Below are 16,230 nucleotides of genomic sequence, written 5' to 3'. Positions count from 1 at the left end.
GTCCGAAGCTGTTGATCCACAGCGCAGCCGGACTTCCCGCGAGGGGAGTCCGGCTGTGTTGTCTGTGGCTTGCAGAATAATCATCCACAGGAGTGTGGAAATGCCTTGGGCGACTTATTTCGCCGTTTTATCCGCTGTGTTGAGTGTCGGCCTGGCCTTGGGCATGACCATGCCGCTGGTGTCCTTGCGCCTGGAAAGCTGGGGCTACGGACCCTTTGCCATCGGCGTGGTAGCGGCGATGCCGGCCATTGGCGTGCTGCTGGGCGCGAAGATTTCCAGTCGGCTGGCGGCCCGCTTCGGTACCGCCAACCTGATGCGCCTGTGCCTGTGGGCGGGTGCGCTCTCTATTGGACTGCTGGCGCTGTTGCCCAGCTATCCGGTGTGGCTGGCGTTGCGCCTGATTCTGGGCGTGGTGCTGACCATCATCTTCATTCTGGGGGAAAGCTGGATCAATCAGCTGGTGGTGGAGCAGTGGCGGGGACGGCTGGTGGCGTTGTATGGCAGCGGCTATGCCCTGAGTCAGCTGGCCGGCCCCTTGCTGCTTGGCGTCCTGGGGACCACGCAGGACTACGGCTTCTGGGTCTCGGTGGGATTGCTGGTGGCGGCGCCCTTGCTGCTGTTGGGGCGTAGCGGAGCGCCGAGCACCGAGTCTTGCAATGTCACCCTGATCGACCTCTGGCGCTTCTGTCAGACGTTGCCGGCGATTGGTTGGGCGGTGGCCTTGTTCGCGACTTTCGAGGCTCTGATCCTGACCTTGCTTCCGGTTTATTGCTTGAGCCAGGGCTTCACCGAGGACGTGGCCCTGGCCATGGTCAGCACCGTAGTGGTGGGCGATGCATTGTTGCAGCTGCCGATCGGCGCCTTGGCTGATCGCGTCTCCCGGCGCGGCCTGTTCACCGGTTGCGCGGTGATCCTGCTGTGCTCCAGCCTGGCCATTCCCCTGCTGTTGGACAGCGTATTGATCTGGCCGTTGTGGGTGCTGTTCGGGGCCAGCGCTGGTGGGCTGTTCACCTTGTCGCTGATCCTGATCGGCGAGCGTTATCGCGACGATGCTTTGGTACGAGCCAATGCTCATGTGGCGCAGCTGTGGGGTATCGGTTGTCTGATCGGTCCCTTGGTGGCAGGTGCGGGCAGCCAGTGGGTCAGCGGCCATGCGATGTTGCTGCTGGTGGCGGCGGGCGCCTTTGGCCTGTTGCTTCTGCTGCTGCGTCAGGGCGCTTTTGGCAGCGTCCAGGCGCAACCCTTGTAGCGCTTCAAAGCATGCGCTCCAGACCGATGCGAGTGCTCAGCCAGGCATTGATGCGTCGCCACCAACTGCCGGGCTCGTGGCTCAGACTGTGCAACTGCCCATGGTCCTCGGTGATCCAGACCAGCTTGCCGTCCTCCAGTTTGACCTGGTAGCTGAGGGGCGGCGCCATCCCTTGCAGGGCCAGGGCGCGTACATGCTCGGCCAGTTCGGGGCTGTCCACCAGCACCCCGACCTCGGTGTTCCACAGCACTGAGCGTGAATCGAAATTGAACGAGCCGATAAAGCTCTTCTGTCGGTCGAAGACCATCGCCTTGCTGTGCAGGCTGGAGTCCGAGCCCTTCAAGGAACGGCTGTGGAACAGCCGCGGACCGCTGCCGCCGCCCCGCTCTGCGGGTTGCCTGCGCAACTCGTAGAGCTTCACGCCGTGTTCCAGCAAGGCCTTGCGATAGGGCGCGTAGCCGCCATGCACCACCGGCACGTCGGTGGCTTCCAGGGCGTTGGTCAAGAGGCTGACCGCGACCCCGGCGTCAGCCCGGCCGGTCAGGTACACCAGCCCCGGCTGGCCCGGGACGAAGTAGGCCGAGACCATGATCAGTTCCTTGCTCACGCCCTTGAGTTCCGGTGCCAACTGGGTGGTCAGCAGCAAGTGCGGGTCGGGATCGCCCTTGGCCAGGACCTTGGTGGGGGCGTCCCACAGGGCTTGGTTCCAGGCCCAGATCAGTTCCTTGCGCCAGATATCCATGCGCGGCTGGGTCTGGTAGGTCATCAGCTGGCGATACAGGGCCTGGTTTTGCCGGTGGCTGTCCTGTAGCGACTCTTCCAGGCGCTGGCGGGTGTTGTTCAGGGCCTGGGTTGAAGGTGCGTAAGACAGGAACTCGCCTATGGGCCGGCTCAGGGCACTGTTCCAGTATTGATCGAAGCTATGGCCCAGCTGTTCGGCCACGGGGCCTGCGCTGAACATGTCGATGTCGGTGAAGTTGAGATTGGGTTCGGCATCGAAGTATTCATCGCCGATGTTGCGCCCGCCGACGATGGCCACGCTGTTGTCCGCCAGCCACAGCTTGTTGTGCATCCGGCGATGCTGTTGCGACAGGTTGAACAGACGGCCCACGGCTCGGGTAACGCCGGTGCTGCGGCCCAGGTGCAGCGGGTTGAACAGGCGGACCTGGATCTGCGGGTGGGCGGCCAGGGTGGCGATGATCTGGTCCAGCCCGTCGCTGGTGGTGTCGTCCAGCAGGATGCGTACCCGCACACCTCGATCGGCAGCCTTGAGCAACTCGTCCACCAGCATCCGGGTGCTGATGCCGTCATGAACGATGTAGTACTGCAGGTCGAGGCTGCTCTGGGCGTTGCGGATCAGCTCGGCGCGGGCCATGAAGGCTTCGGTGCTGTTGGGCAGCAGGCGAAAGCCGGAGCGTCCCTGATAGGGGGCGGCCTGGGCCCGGATGGACTGGGCGAAGCTGGAGTCACTGGCGGCCAACGCTTGGCTGGGCTGGTAAGGCACTTCCTGGGTGGCGCAGCCGACTAGCCCGAGGGTCAGGATCAGCGGCAGGATAAACCCCTGTTTACGGCTCAAGTCAGGTCGTCTCGCATCGCGGCGCGGGTTGGCATGGGGCAGTGGGCTTCCTGCAACGTGACCCGGGGTTCAGTCCTGGGTTTCGCTGAGCAGCTTGATGGCTGCGGAGCCGACTTTGCGTACCGCGTCTTCGATCTGCGCGGTTGGCTTGGCAGCGTAGTTCATCCGCAGGCAATTGCGGTATTTGCCCGAGGCGGAAAAGATACTGCCCACGGCGATCTGCACGCCTTGGTCGAGCAATGCCCGGTTGAGTTTCAGAGCGTCGAAGCCTTCGGGCAGTTCGATCCACAGCATGAAACTGCCCTGGGGGCGACTGGCGCGGGTGCCCGTGGGGAAATAGCGGCTGACCCAATCGAGCATCAGGTCGCGATTGCGCTGGTATTGAGTGCGCATCTTGCGCAAATGGGGCTCGAAATGACCGCTTTTCAGGAATTCGGCGATGGCCACCTGGGGTTGCGGGGCGGTGGAGCCGGTACTGATGTACTTCATGTGCAGCACCCGCTCCAAGTAGCGGCCGGGTGCGACCCAGCCGATACGCAGGCCGGGGGCCAGGGTCTTGGAGAAGGAACTGCACAGCAGAACCCTGCCGTCGTCGTCGAAGGACTTGATGGTTCGCGGGCGTGGGTAGGTGTAGGCCAGTTCGCCATACACGTCGTCCTCGATGATCGCCACGTCGAAGCGCTGGGCCAGGGTCAGCAGGGCCCGCTTGCGCGACTCCGGCATGATGTAGCCCAAGGGATTGTTGCAGTTGGGGGTCAACTGTATGGCCTTGATCGGCCACTGCTCCAGGGCCAGTTCCAGGGCTTCCAGGCTGATCCCGGTAATAGGGTCGGTGGGGATTTCCAGGGCCTTCATGCCCAGCCCCTTGAGGGTCTGCATGGCGCCGTGAAAGCTCGGCGAGTCTACGGCGACGATGTCCCCGGGCTCGCAGATAGCGCGAATGCTGGAGGACAGGGCTTCATGGCAGCCAGTGGTGATCACCAGGTCATTGGCCCCCAGCTGGCAGCCCGAATCCAGCATCAGCCGCGCCACTTGCTCGCGCAATTCCAGCACGCCGTAGATGTTGTCGTAGTGCAGGCCGGGCATGTCCTGGCGCCGGCTGAGCCGGGCCAGGGCCCGTAGCAAGGGCTTCATGGTTGGCGTGGTGATGTCCGGCATGCCGCGGCCCAGTTGCACCACATCCTTGCGCGGCACCGCGCGGATCAATTCCAACACCTGGTCCCACTGGGAGATTTCCACCGGCCGCTGGGCCGGGCGACCGACTGCCGGCAGCGCAGGCAACTCACGGCTGGGGGGGACGAAGTACCCGGATTTTGGCTTGGGCATGGCCAGGCCGTTGTCTTCCAGTACGCGGTAGGCCTGCTGCACGGTACTCAGGCTGACCCCGTGTTCTACGCTCAGCGCGCGCACCGAGGGCAGTCGATCACCGGGGCGATAGAAGCCCTGTTCGATGCGGGTGCCCAGGAGTTCGGCGAGGTTCACGTAGAGGGTCATGGCGTTGGCTCGAAGTGGCAGTCATGGAGGACCAGTACAGATGAGGCAAAAATACGGCATTCAGCGGGAATTTTGGCAAATCTGTATGGAAGTAATGCCGCTGTATTGGGTCTGTATTGGTTTTGCTATGGCGCCCATCATGCTCGCTCATGGCAACTTGAGTAAACAGGAGCAATGGAGATGAACGGCTTGAGCGATGTGCGGCTGTCGTTACGCGGTCAGGAGCTGGAAGTCGAGCAGGAGCGGGCGGCGGCGACCCTGTCGCGCACTGCGCCGTCCGGGCTGGGAACCTGGGATCTGTACTGGCATCGATTGCGTACCCGCAAGGCGTTGCTGGAGTTGACCGCCGAGGAGTTGCGGGATGTGGGGCTGAGCCGCGAGGAGGCGCGGGCCGAAGGCCTCAAGCCTTTCTGGCGGCTGTAATCCGCGGCGACAAGGAGCCGCGGAAGATCAGGCCAGCTCTTTCAGGCGATGCCAGAGCATGCCCAGGGCCAACAGTGGCGAGCGCAGGTGCTTGCCGCCGGGAAAGGTGATGTGCGGCACCTTGGCGAACAGGTCGAAGCCGCCGCCCTGTTGACCGCTGATGGCCTCTCCCAGCAACTTGCCCGCCAGGTGCGTGGCGTTCAGCCCATGGCCTGAATAGGCCTGGGCGTAATACACATTGGGCTGGTCCTTGAGTCGGCCGATCTGTGGCAGGCGGTTGGCGCCGATGCCGATCATGCCGCCCCACTGGTAGTCGATCTTCACCTTGGCCAGTTGCGGGAACACTTCCAGCATCTTCGGCCGCATGTACGCGGCGATGTCCTTGGGGTCGCGTCCCGAGTAGTGGCAGGCACCGCCGAACAACAGGCGCCGATCGGCCGAGAGCCGGTAGTAGTCCAGAGCGACGCGCTGGTCGCAGACCGCCATGTTCTGTGGCAATAGCTCTTGCGCCTGGGCCTCACTCAAGGGTTCGGTGGCAATGATGTAGCTGCCGGCCGGCAGCACCTTGCCCCCCAGCTCCGGGTTGAGGTCGTTGAGGTAGGCGTTACAGCCCAGCACCAGGGTCTTGGCGCGGACCGTGCCGCGATGGCTGTGGACCTTGACCTCGGGCCCGTAGTCGATGCGAGTCACCGCCGAATGCTCGAACAGACGCACGCCCATCTGCTGCGCCGCCCGGGCTTCGCCCAGGGCCAGGTTCAGTGGATGCAGATGGCCCGAGCCCATGTCGATCAGCCCGCCAACGTAGCGTGTGGAGCCCACTACGCTGTGCATTTCACTGGCCTGCAACAGGCGGGTTTCGTGGCGATAGCCCAGGCTGCGCAGCTCTTCGGCGTCTTCGGCAAAACCCTCAAGGTCTGCTGGCTTGTTGGCCAGGTCGCAGTAGCCCCAGGTCAGATCGCAGGGGATCTGCAGGCGTTCGATACGCTGGCGGACGATTTCCACCGCCTCCAGGCCCATGAGCTTCATCTGCCGCACGCCGTCGCTACCGATCACCTTGGTGAACTGCTCCAGGCCGTGGCCGACCCCGCGAATCAACTGCCCACCGTTGCGGCCGCTGGCGCCCCAGCCGATCTTGCGGGCTTCCAGCAGGATCACGCTGAACCCGCGTTCGGCCAGTTCCAGCGCGGTATTGAGCCCCGAGAATCCGCCGCCTACCACGCACACGTCCGCTGTCAGCTCGCCTGCCAGTGTCGGGTAGTCCGGCTGCGGCAGGCTGCTGGCGGCATAGTAAGAGGCGGCGTGCCGATCGCTGGCGGCGGATGGCTGAGCACTGGCGGGCATGGAAAGTGTCCTGATCAGGGGGGCTTTAAAAATTGCCGGAGCATAAGCCGCGGCTTTCGTTTGCGGCAACCGCAGGACGCCCGGCCCTGTCTGCTGCCAGGCATTTAGGGCAGAATTCATGGCTATTCATGCCCCGGTAGCCTTTTTCATGAGCTGTAACCGTCAAATCGTCCGTAGTTTGCGTCAGCAGATTCCCTCGTTCGAGTGCGTTCCTGGTTGCCACGACTGCTGCGGCCCAGTCACCACTTCGCCTGAGGAGATGTCCCGCCTGCCGCGCAAGACCGCTGCCGAGCAGGACGCCGCCATGGACGAGCTCAACTGTGTGCACCTGGGGCCCAATGGCTGCACGGTGTATGACGAACGCCCGCTGATCTGTCGCTTGTTCGGCACCACGCCGAGCCTGCCGTGCCCCAACGGCCGGCGTCCCGTGGAGATGATCCACCCCCGGGTCGAGAAGCAGATCCACGACTACATGGCCAGCAATCGTCAGGTCCTGGTCTAGCCCCTCGCGCTCCGAGCCAGCTTGCCGCGGAACCGGCGCCCCTCATCTCAATCCGGAATCGGCAGGCTCAGGCTTTCCTTCACTTCCTCCATCACGATGTAGCTCTTGGATTCCCGTACATGGGGCAGCTTGAGCAGGATGTCCCCCAGCAGCTTGCGATAGGACGCCATCTCCGAGATCCGCGCCTTGACCAGATAGTCGAAGTCCCCGGATACCAGGTGGCACTCCAGCACGTGCGGCAGCTTCAGTACCGCCCGGCGAAACTCCTCGAAGGTATCCCCTGACTTGTAGTCCAGGCTGATCTCGACGAACACCAGCAGGCTGCCCTTCAAGTGCTGCGGGTTGAGCCGGGCGTTGTAGCCCATGATGATTCCTTCGCGTTCCAGGCGGCGCACTCGCTCGGTGCAAGGGGTGGTGGAGAGTCCGACCCGTTCCCCCAGCTCGGTGAAGGAAATGCGTCCATCGGCCTGCAGAATTCGCAGGATATTGCGATCTATCTTGTCCAGGGCACGACGGGTCTGATGATTGGTGCGCATAGGGGATGCCCCTCCGTGAAAAGCGATATTGCCGAGAATTCTCGCCAAATATAGGCGGTTATATAGTGAAAATCACTGCTCAATGTTTCTTACACTGCGCCCATCTTTGCTCTGAATAACAAACGTCAGCGGTCAAGCCGCGATGAGGGATATGAAAATGCGCGTTCTGGTCTTGGGCAGTGGCGTTATCGGAACCACCAGTGCCTATTACCTGGCTCGAGCCGGGTTTGATGTGACCGTGGTGGACCGCCAGCCGGCTGCAGCCATGGAAACCAGTTTCGCCAACGCCGGCCAGGTTTCCCCTGGCTATGCCTCGCCCTGGGCTGCTCCGGGCGTGCCGCTCAAGGCCATCAAATGGCTGCTGCAGCGCCACGCACCGCTGGCAATCAAGGCCACCGCCGATATCGACCAATACCTGTGGATGGCGCAGATGCTGCGTAACTGCACTGCCAGCCGTTATGCAGTGAACAAAGAGCGCATGGTGCGTCTGTCCGAATACAGCCGTGACTGCCTCGACGAATTGCGTGCGGAAACCGGCATCGCCTACGAAGGTCGCAGCCTGGGCACCACCCAGCTGTTCCGCACCCAGGCGCAACTGGACGGCGCGGCGAAAGACATCGCCGTGCTCAAGGAATCCGGCGTACCGTTCGAGCTGTTGGATCGCGAGGGCATCGCCCGGGTCGAGCCGGCTCTGGCCAGCGTCACCGACATCCTTGCCGGTGCCCTGCGCCTGCCGAATGACCAGACCGGCGACTGCCAGATCTTCACCACGCGCCTGGCTGAAATGGCCATCAAGCTGGGTGTGGAGTTCCGTTTTGGCCAGGACATCCAGCGCCTCGACTTCGCCGGCGACCGGATCAATGGCGTGTGGATCGACGGCAAACTGGAAACCGCCGACCGCTACGTGCTGGCCCTGGGCAGCTACTCGCCGCAATTGCTCAAGCCGCTGGGCATCAAGGCCCCGGTGTACCCACTCAAGGGCTACTCCCTGACCGTGCCGATCACCAACCCGGCCATGGCCCCGACTTCGACCATCCTCGACGAGACCTACAAGGTCGCGATCACTCGTTTCGATAACCGTATCCGGGTCGGTGGCATGGCCGAAATCGCCGGTTTTGACCTGTCGCTGAACCCGCGCCGGCGTGAAACGCTGGAGATGATCGTCAACGATCTCTATCCTCAGGGCGGCGATCTGTCCCAGGCCAGTTTCTGGACCGGGCTGCGTCCTACCACCCCGGATGGCACGCCAATCGTCGGTGCCACGCCGTTCCGCAATCTGTTCTTGAACACCGGTCATGGCACCCTCGGTTGGACCATGGCCTGTGGTTCCGGTCGTTTGCTGGCGGACCTGATGGCCAAGAAAAAGCCGCAGATCAGTGCCGAAGGCCTCGATATTTCCCGTTATGGCAACCCTCAGGAGTCAGCTAAACATGTCAATCCAGCGCCAGCTCACCAATGAGCGCATGAGTCAGATCGTCGTTCACAGCGGTACGGTGTATCTGTCCGGGCAAGTCGGCGATGACATGAGTGCCGGGATCGAACAGCAAACCCGGGAAACCCTGGCCAACATCGAGCGTCTGCTGGACCTGGCGGGCACCGACAAGAGCAAGCTGCTGTCGGTGACCATCTACCTCAAGGACATCGATGCCCACTTCGCAGGCATGAACAGTGTCTGGGACCAGTGGCTGCCAAAAGGCGTGGCCCCGGCCCGGGCCACTGTGGAGACCAAGCTCTGCGAGCCGGAAATCCTCATCGAGCTTTCCGTGGTGGCTGCTCTGCCTTGAGCGACAAGATCCCTCTCCCGGTGCCGGTGGCGGCCAGCCGTCATCCAGCACCGGTTTTTTATTCCCCCATGACCGCCTAGAAGTCTGCCGCCATGCGCCCTGCCCGTGCCCTGATCGATCTCCAAGCCCTGCGTCACAACTACCAACTGGCCCGTGAAGTCTCGGGTGTTCGCGCCCTTGCGGTGATCAAGGCTGATGCCTACGGTCATGGCGCCGTGCGTTGCGCCCGGGCGCTGGAGGCCGAGGCCGACGGCTTTGCCGTGGCCTGCATCGAAGAGGCCCTGGAACTGCGCGCCGCCGGTATTGGTGCGCCGATCCTGCTGTTGGAAGGTTTCTTTGAGGCCTCCGAGTTGGCGCTGATCGTCGAGCATGATTTCTGGTGTGTGGTGCATTCGCTGTGGCAGCTCGAGGCTATCGAGCAGACACCGGTGGCCAAGCCGCTGACGGTCTGGCTCAAGCTGGATTCGGGCATGCACCGGGTTGGCCTGCATCCCAAGGATTACCAGACGGCCTATCAACGGCTGCAGGCCAGCGGCAAGGTCGAGAAGATCGTGCTGATGAGCCACTTCGCCCGTGCTGACGAGCTGGACTGCCCGCGCAGCAGTGAACAGGTCGCGGTATTCGAGGCGGCTCGTCAGGGGCTGGGGGCTGAAATCAGCTTGCGTAACTCGCCGGCGGTCATGGGCTGGCCGAGCGTGCCCAGTGACTGGGTGCGTCCCGGCATCATGCTTTATGGCTCTACGCCGTTCGAAGAAAACAACTCCGTGGCTGAGCGACTGCAGCCGGTCATGACCCTGGAATCCAAGGTGATCTGTGTGCGTGAGCTGCCCGCCGGCGAGCCGGTGGGCTATGGCGCCAAGTTCATCACCGACAAGCCGATGCGCATCGGCGTGGTCGCCATGGGTTATGCCGATGGCTATCCGCGCCACGCGCCGACCGGCACTCCGATGCTGGTGGACGGCCAGCGCAGCCGCCTGCTGGGCCGGGTGTCCATGGACATGCTGTGTGTCGACCTGACGGATGTGCCACAGGCCGGGCTGGGTTCCCGGGTGGAGTTGTGGGGCAAGAACATCCTCGCCAGCGAGGTTGCCCTGGCCGCCAATACCATCCCTTATCAGCTGTTCTGCAACCTGCGTCGGGTGCCGCTGGTGTACTGCGAAGACTGAGATTACGCGGGTTGTACCGAAAGTCGCCTGCCCTCGGGGGAATCGGGGCCAAGTGTTGTAAATACTGAACGCTGTCGCCATGATAACGCTCAATTACAACAACGCCTGATTCCCGCCTAGGAGGCTGCCGCATTGGACGTCGGTGAACGACTACAATCCATCCGTAAACTGAAAGGTCTTTCCCAGCGTGAACTCGCCAAGCGTGCGGGCGTCACCAATAGCACCATTTCAATGATCGAAAAGAACAGTGTCAGCCCCTCGATCAGCTCGCTGCGAAAGGTGCTGGGCGGCATTCCCATGTCCATGGTCGAGTTCTTTTCCGAGGAAATCCTCCAGGAAACGCCTTCTCAGATTGTCTACAAGGCCCACGAACTGATCGATATCTCCGATGGCGCAGTCACCATGAAGCTGGTGGGCCGGGCGCATCCGAGTCGTGCTATTGCGTTTCTCAACGAAATCTACCCGCCCGGCGCCGATACTGGGGAAGAGATGCTCACCCACGACGGCGAGGAAACCGGCATTCTTCTCGAAGGTCGCCTGGAACTGGTGGTAGGGCTGGAAACATTTGTCCTGGAGGCCGGTGACAGCTACTACTTTGAGAGTACGAAGCCGCACCGTTTCCGTAATCCGTTCGATGCTCCGGCGCGACTAATCAGCGCAGCCACTCCGGCAAATTTCTAGACCAAGAGGCATCCTGCAAGGTTTGCAGAGAGGCCCCCAGCGACATTTCGCCGCGATTAAGACCCCTTCGACTTTGGGGTTGTTTCAGTGTGGCGGGCTAACCGTTATACTTTCGCCCGCCTGCGAAACCGTGGCCGCAGGCGTGACTAGCCACCATTGAGGGTGTACGCGTGAACCTAATTATGAAAATGCTGGCCGCACCAGCAACCGTATTGGCCCTTTGGGCAGTCAGCGCTCAAGCTGCGACTAATGATGACATTGCCAAGCGTCTTGAGCCTGTTGGCCAGGTCTGCGTTCAGGGGCAGGAATGCAAGGGTATGGAAGTCGCTGCTACTGCAGGTGGTGGCGGTGGTGCGAAATCCCCGGATGACGTGATTGCCAAGCATTGCAATGCTTGTCACGGCACCGGCCTGTTGGGTGCGCCGAAAATCGGTGACACCGCAGCCTGGAAAGAGCGCGCCGATCACCAGGGCGGCCTCGACGGCATCCTGGCCAAGGCCATCACCGGTATCAACGCCATGCCGCCTAAAGGCACCTGCGCCGATTGCACCGATGATGATCTCAAAGCTGCTATCCAGAAGATGTCCGGCCTGAAATAAGTCGCCATCTTCAGCGAAAAAGCCGCTTACGAGCGGCTTTTTTGTGGGCGTAATTCAGCCAGTGCACTGTTCAAGGCAGCAAACTCCCGGCAAGCTCGGTCCAACCTCAATTCATGGATGGTCCCCGGAGGGTCAGATGCTGCAATCCTGTTCTATCGAGCATGCGGTAGATGAAGTGCTCGCCCGTTTGCCGCAACACATTCACATGGGCATGCCCCTGGGCCTGGGCAAACCCAACCGTTTTGCCAACGCTCTGTATCGCCGCATTGGCCAATTGCCCGAACGCCAACTGACGATCTATACCGCCCTGAGCCTGGGCCGTCCGTCCCTGGGCGACGGTTTGCAGAAGCGCTTTCTCGAACCCTTCGTGGAGCGGGTGTTCGGCGACTATCCGGAACTGGATTTCCTTGCCGACCTGCACCGTGACAGCCTGCCGGCGAACATCCGCGTCGAGCAGTTCTTCATGCAGCCCGGCAGCCTTTTGCACAGCGCCGCAGCGCAGCAGGACTACGTCAGCAGCAACTACAGCCATGCCGCCCGGGACATCAACGCCGCCGGCCTCAACCTGGTGGCGCAACTGCTGGCCCGCGATCCGCAACACCCCGGCCGCCTGAGCCTGAGCTGCAACCCGGATATCACCCTCGACATGCTGCCGATGATCGCCAAGCGTCGTGCGGCGGGGGAGACCATCCTGATTCTCGGCCAGGTCCACAGTGACCTGCCTTATATGCCCGGGGACTCCGAGATCGATGCTGCGGACCTCGATCTGCTGATCGACGAAGAAGAGCGCAGCACCCTGTTTTCCACGCCGAACATGCCGGTGGGGATTCAGGACCATTGCATCGGCTTGCATGCCAGCACCCTGGTGCGCGACGGCGGCACCTTGCAGATCGGCATTGGCTCCATGGGCGACGCGCTGACCGCAGCCTTGCTGGCACGGCAGGCCGACAACGACGGTTATCGTGCCCTGCTGGCGGATCTGCAGGTTGACCACTGGCAGGCGCTGATCGACCGCGAAGGCGGCGTCGAGCCCTTTGCCCAGGGGCTCTATGGTTGCAGTGAAATGTTCGTCAACGGTCTGCTGGCCCTGGCGGATGCCGGCATCGTGCGGCGCAAGGTCTACCCGACCCTGGAGCTGCAACAGCAAGCCAACGCCGGCACTCTGGATGCGGCCACGGCTGGCGGGGTCTCGGTCCACGGTGGTTTCTTCCTTGGCCCGCGCAGTTTCTATCAGCGGTTGCGCGAGCTGCCCAAGAGCAAGCTGGCGCAGTTCAACATGACCGCCATCAGCTACATCAACGAGCTGTATGGCCATGAAGAACTCAAGCGCCTGCAGCGCCGGGATGCGCGATTCATCAACAGCGCGTTCACCATGACCCTGATGGGCGCGGCGGTGTCCGATCAGTTGCAGGGCGGGAAGGTGCTCAGCGGTGTGGGCGGGCAGTACAACTTCGTTGCCCAGGGACATGCTTTGGCAGATGCCCGATCAGTGCTGATCCTGCGCAGTTGGCGCGAATCCGCTGGCGAGGTCAGTTCCAACATTGTCTGGGAGTACGGCCATTGCACCATCCCGCGCCATCTGCGGGACATCGTGATCACCGAGTACGGTATTGCCGATCTGCGGGGTAAAACGGATGCGCATGTGATCGAGGCGCTGCTCAACATCAGCGACTCACGCTTTCAGCCGGGGTTGCTGGAGCAGGCACAGAAGGCCGGAAAACTGCCGAAGGATTTTCGTCTGAACCCGCGTTTTACCGACAACAGCCCACAGCGTTTGCAGAACATTCAGGCGCGTCATCGCCACCTGTTTCCCGAGTATCCGTTGGGCAGTGATTTCAGCGATGAAGAGCGTGACCTGCTGCGGGCGCTGAACTGGCTCAAGAGCAAGTTCAAGCTCAGCGAGATCCTTGAGCTGGGCAAGGCGGCACTCGATGCGCCGGAGCCTGAGGCATTTGCGGCGCACCTTGAGCGCATGGGGCTGGAGCAGCCCGATGGGCTGCGCGAGGAACTGTATCAGCGCTTCCTGCTGGCCGGGCTGCAGGCCACGGCACCCACCTTGTCGTAGGTGCCGGCTTGCCGGCGAATGGGCCATCAAGCCTTGCGCTGCTCTCAAGGGCGTCTTCGCTGGCAAGCCAGCTCCTGCACAATTCAACTCCTGAGCAGGCCTGGCGGGCGAGGTTACTCGATGAAGGTGACCACGCCACCGGCCAGGGATTTGACCCGGGCCAGGGATTCCACGCGGTAGCCCTGAGCGTCCAGCTCGGCACGGCCGCCCTGGAAGGACTTCTCGATCACGATGCCCAGGCCGGCCACGGTGGCACCGGCCTGCTTGATGATCGAAATCAGTGCCTGGGACGCCTTACCGTTGGCCAGGAAGTCATCGATGATCAGCACACGATCGCTGCTGGTCAGGTGCCGTGGGGAGATGGCGACGGTGCTTTCCACCTGTTTGGTGAAGGAGTACACAGTGGCCGACAGCAGGTTCTCGGTCAGGGTCAGGGACTGGTGCTTGCGGGCGAAGATCACCGGCACGCCCAGGTTCAGGCCGGTCATGATGGCCGGGGCAATCCCCGAGGCTTCGATGGTGACGATCTTGGTGATGCCCGAGTCCTTGAACAACGTGGCGAATTCATCGCCGATCAGCTTCATCAACTGCGGGTCGATCTGATGGTTCAGAAAGGCGTCGACTTTCAGTACTTGATCGGAAAGCACGATGCCTTCTTCGCGAATTTTCTTGTGCAGTGCTTCCACGGAGCTTCCTCAAATAGCGCCTGTTGCGCCAAAGGTCAGTTAAAAATAGTCGATTTTAGCGCTTTAACATCGCGCGTATATCCGCCAAAGCGCTATTGCCGCGAACGGCTTTGACTTCGGTCGGCGTGTCGTCGTTGCCTTCCCAGGCCAGGTCGTCCGGGGGCAATTCATCGAGGAAGCGGCTCGGTGCGCAGTCGATGATTTCACCGTATTGCTTGCGCTTGGCCGCGAAAGTGAAGGCCAGGGTCTGGCGAGCACGGGTAATGCCCACGTAGGCCAGGCGTCGTTCTTCCTCGATGGTATCGGCTTCGATACTGGAGCGGTGCGGGAGGATTTCCTCTTCCATGCCCATGATGAACACGTAGGGAAACTCCAGCCCCTTGGAGGCATGCAAGGTCATCATTTGTACACCTTCGGCGCCGTCTTCCTCTTCCTGCTGGCGTTCCAGCATGTCCCGCAGGACCAGCTTGCCGATGGCGTCCTCGACGGTCATTTCGCCGTCTTCGTCTTTTTCCAGGGTGTTCTTCAAGGCCTCGATCAGGAACCAGACGTTGCCCATCCGGTAGTCCGCGGCCTTGTCGCTGGAGCTGTTGGTGCGCAGCCAGTTCTCGTAGTCGATGTCCATGACCATGCTGCGCAGGGCAGATATCGGGTCTTCGCCGGCGCATTGTTCACGGACCCGGTCCATGAAGCGCTTGAAGCGCGCCAGGCGATCAGTGAAACGGCTGTCCAGGTGCTCGCCCAGGCCGATCTCATCGGTGGCGGCGTACATCGAGATCTTGCGCTCGGTGGCGTAGTTGCCGAGTTTTTCCAGGGTCGTGGAGCCGATTTCCCGGCGCGGCACGTTGATCACCCGGAGGAAGGCGTTGTCGTCGTCCGGGTTCACGATCAGGCGGAAGTAGGCCATCAGATCCTTGACTTCCTGGCGTCCGAAGAAGCTGTTCCCGCCGGACAGGCGATAGGGCACCTGGTGGTGCTGCAGCTTCAGTTCGATCAGCTTGGCCTGGTAGTTGCCCCGGTAAAGAATGGCGAAGTCGCTGTAGGGCCGGTCGGTGCGCAGGTGCAGGCTGAGGATCTCCATGGCCACCCGTTCGGCCTCGGCGTCTTCGTTGCGGCAGCGGATCACGCGGATCTCGTCGCCGTGGCCCATCTCGCTCCACAACTGCTTTTCGAACTCGTGGGGGTTGTTGGAGATCAGCACGTTGGCGCAGCGCAGGATACGGCTGGTGGAGCGATAGTTCTGCTCCAGCATCACCACTTTCAGGGACGGGTAGTCGTCCTTGAGCAGCATCAGGTTTTCCGGGCGCGCGCCACGCCAGGCGTAGATCGACTGGTCGTCGTCGCCCACCACGGTGAACTGGTTGCGTTTGCCGATGAGCATTTTCACCAGCAGGTACTGGCTGGCGTTGGTGTCCTGGTATTCGTCCACCAGCAGGTAGCGGACCTTGTTCTGCCATTTCTCCAGGATGTCGGCGTGTTCTTCGAACAGCTTCACCGGCAGCAGGATCAAGTCATCGAAGTCCACCGCGTTGAACGCCTTGAGCGTGCGTTGGTAATGGGTGTAGACGATGGCTGCGGTCTGTTCCTTGGGGTTGCGGGCATTTTCCAGGGCTTGGGCCGGCAGGATCAGGTCGTTCTTCCACGAACCGATCATGTTCTTGATCTCGTCGACACCGTCGTCCCCGGAGTACTCCTTCTGCATGATGTCGGTCATCAGGGCCTTGACGTCGGCTTCGTCGAAGATCGAGAAGCCCGGCTTGTAGCCCAGCCGCGCATGCTCCTTGCGGATGATGTTCAGGCCCAGGTTGTGGAAGGTCGACACGGTCAGGCCACGGCCTTCGCCGGCGCGTAGCAGGGTGCCGACCCGCTCCTTCATTTCTCGCGCGGCCTTGTTGGTAAAGGTCATGGCGACGATGTACTGGGCGCGGATGCCGCAGTTCTGGATCAGGTGCGCGATCTTGCGGGTGATCACGCTGGTCTTGCCGGAGCCTGCGCCGGCGAGCACCAAAAGAGGGCCGCCGACATAGTTCACGGCTTCTTGCTGCCGGGGATTGAGTCGGGACATGACGGTAAAAAGGGATCGGTTACGAAAAGGGCGGGCATTTTAACAGGCTGGACAGATTCTGCT

The 16,230-nt window shown here is 62.0% G+C and carries 15 protein-coding genes; 9 read left to right on the top strand and 6 right to left on the bottom strand.

What is annotated here, in order from left to right; translation table 11 throughout:
* Nucleotides 1-100: 100 nt before the first annotated feature.
* Entirely contained in the window at nt 101-1,249 is a 1,149-nt protein-coding gene (locus DWF74_RS14880) for an MFS transporter (protein WP_102862255.1), read from the top strand.
* A 4-nt stretch (nt 1,250-1,253) separates the two neighbouring features.
* On the opposite strand, the gene DWF74_RS14875 is transcribed toward DWF74_RS14880, so the two are convergent.
* Together DWF74_RS14875 and DWF74_RS14870 are read right to left on the bottom strand one after the other, a co-directional pair.
* Entirely contained in the window at nt 1,254-2,804 is a 1,551-nt protein-coding gene (locus DWF74_RS14875; RefSeq protein WP_430757471.1) for a phospholipase D family protein, read from the bottom strand.
* Nucleotides 2,805-2,894: 90 nt separating this feature from the next.
* Nucleotides 2,895-4,319 carry a PLP-dependent aminotransferase family protein gene (locus tag DWF74_RS14870; RefSeq protein WP_102862253.1) on the bottom strand — a complete coding sequence of 475 codons (1,425 nt, stop codon included), beginning with the start codon at nt 4,317-4,319 and terminating at the stop codon, nt 2,895-2,897.
* 180 nt (nt 4,320-4,499) lie between these two features.
* Here DWF74_RS14870 and DWF74_RS14865 point away from each other — a divergent pair, with 180 nt between their 5' ends.
* Nucleotides 4,500-4,742: a DUF1127 domain-containing protein gene (locus DWF74_RS14865; protein ID WP_115581207.1), complete on the top strand. Its 243-nt coding sequence runs from the start codon at nt 4,500-4,502 to the stop codon at nt 4,740-4,742.
* A 27-nt stretch (nt 4,743-4,769) separates the two neighbouring features.
* Here the strand turns inward: DWF74_RS14865 and DWF74_RS14860 are convergent, their stop codons facing one another.
* Nucleotides 4,770-6,083: an NAD(P)/FAD-dependent oxidoreductase gene (locus DWF74_RS14860; RefSeq protein ID WP_115581206.1), complete on the bottom strand. Its 1,314-nt coding sequence runs from the start codon at nt 6,081-6,083 to the stop codon at nt 4,770-4,772.
* 148 nt (nt 6,084-6,231) lie between these two features.
* Between DWF74_RS14860 and DWF74_RS14855 the strand changes: the two genes are divergently transcribed.
* Entirely contained in the window at nt 6,232-6,585 is a 354-nt protein-coding gene (locus DWF74_RS14855) for a YkgJ family cysteine cluster protein (RefSeq protein WP_102862531.1), read from the top strand.
* Nucleotides 6,586-6,632: 47 nt separating this feature from the next.
* Here the strand turns inward: DWF74_RS14855 and DWF74_RS14850 are convergent, their stop codons facing one another.
* The gene (locus tag DWF74_RS14850; protein WP_011064210.1) at nt 6,633-7,121 is read right to left on the bottom strand and encodes an Lrp/AsnC ligand binding domain-containing protein; all 489 of its coding nucleotides are present in this window, start codon (nt 7,119-7,121) and stop codon (nt 6,633-6,635) included.
* Nucleotides 7,122-7,278: 157 nt separating this feature from the next.
* On the opposite strand from DWF74_RS14850, the gene dadA reads away from it, so the two are divergent.
* The 6 genes from dadA to DWF74_RS14820 all read left to right on the top strand — a co-directional run bounded on the left by dadA (nt 7,279) and on the right by DWF74_RS14820 (nt 13,416).
* Complete coding sequence (dadA, locus tag DWF74_RS14845) at nt 7,279-8,580, top strand: D-amino acid dehydrogenase (RefSeq protein WP_102862530.1); 1,302 nt, start codon at nt 7,279-7,281, stop codon at nt 8,578-8,580.
* The gene (locus tag DWF74_RS14840; protein WP_115581205.1) at nt 8,552-8,905 is read left to right on the top strand and encodes a RidA family protein; all 354 of its coding nucleotides are present in this window, start codon (nt 8,552-8,554) and stop codon (nt 8,903-8,905) included. Before dadA ends, DWF74_RS14840 begins: the two co-directional genes overlap by 29 nt.
* A gap of 92 nt (nt 8,906-8,997) precedes the next feature.
* Nucleotides 8,998-10,071, top strand: coding sequence for an alanine racemase (alr, locus tag DWF74_RS14835; RefSeq protein WP_115581204.1), 1,074 nt, complete (start codon nt 8,998-9,000; stop codon nt 10,069-10,071).
* 132 nt (nt 10,072-10,203) lie between these two features.
* Nucleotides 10,204-10,752, top strand: a complete 549-nt coding sequence (locus tag DWF74_RS14830) for a cupin domain-containing protein (protein WP_102862248.1) — start codon at nt 10,204-10,206, stop codon at nt 10,750-10,752.
* Nucleotides 10,753-10,934: 182 nt separating this feature from the next.
* Nucleotides 10,935-11,351, top strand: coding sequence for a c-type cytochrome (locus DWF74_RS14825; RefSeq protein WP_115581203.1), 417 nt, complete (start codon nt 10,935-10,937; stop codon nt 11,349-11,351).
* A gap of 136 nt (nt 11,352-11,487) precedes the next feature.
* Nucleotides 11,488-13,416, top strand: coding sequence for an acetyl-CoA hydrolase/transferase C-terminal domain-containing protein (locus DWF74_RS14820; protein ID WP_102862246.1), 1,929 nt, complete (start codon nt 11,488-11,490; stop codon nt 13,414-13,416).
* Nucleotides 13,417-13,529: 113 nt separating this feature from the next.
* Here DWF74_RS14820 and DWF74_RS14810 read toward each other — a convergent pair whose 3' ends face one another.
* Both DWF74_RS14810 and rep read right to left on the bottom strand, forming a co-directional pair.
* Entirely contained in the window at nt 13,530-14,102 is a 573-nt protein-coding gene (locus DWF74_RS14810; RefSeq protein WP_016968070.1) for a xanthine phosphoribosyltransferase, read from the bottom strand.
* Between the two features lie 55 nt (nt 14,103-14,157).
* The gene (gene rep / locus DWF74_RS14805; RefSeq protein ID WP_102862245.1) at nt 14,158-16,167 is read right to left on the bottom strand and encodes a DNA helicase Rep; all 2,010 of its coding nucleotides are present in this window, start codon (nt 16,165-16,167) and stop codon (nt 14,158-14,160) included.
* Nucleotides 16,168-16,230: the final 63 nt, after the last annotated feature.

Origin of the sequence: Pseudomonas protegens (assembly GCF_003363755.1) — a bacterium.
GTDB classification, from domain to species: domain Bacteria; phylum Pseudomonadota; class Gammaproteobacteria; order Pseudomonadales; family Pseudomonadaceae; genus Aquipseudomonas; species Aquipseudomonas danubii.
This window is presented reverse-complemented; position numbering and strand designations above follow the sequence as displayed.